Origin of the sequence: Olsenella uli, assembly GCF_016899935.1 — a bacterium.
Classification (GTDB): Bacteria; Actinomycetota; Coriobacteriia; order Coriobacteriales; family Atopobiaceae; genus Thermophilibacter; species Thermophilibacter uli_B.
Genome location: NZ_JACJJK010000088.1, coordinates 1 through 247, shown reverse-complemented (window position 1 = coordinate 247; position 247 = coordinate 1). Strand labels below are relative to the sequence as shown.

Sequence of the window (247 nt, the reverse complement as noted above, 5' to 3'; positions counted from 1 at the left end):
CACTTGAATTAGAAGAAAAAGTTGTGTATATTAATCGCGTTGCTAAGGTTGTAAAAGGTGGCCGTCGCTTCTCTTTCAGCGCTCTTGTTGTAGTAGGCGATAGAAACGGTCATGTAGGTGCAGGTCTCGGTAAAGCTAGTGAAGTACCTGAAGCAATCAGAAAAGGCATTGAAGATGCTAAAAAGAATCTTGTAGAAGTTTCTTTAGTAGATAAAACTATTCCACATGAAAGCATCGGTATATTTGG

The 247-nt window shown here is 39.3% G+C and carries 1 protein-coding gene; it reads left to right on the top strand.

Annotated features, from left to right (window positions below):
- On the top strand, window positions 1-247 hold a 247-nt coding region (locus H6A07_RS09955), incomplete at both ends, for a ribosomal protein S5 (RefSeq protein ID WP_369334324.1).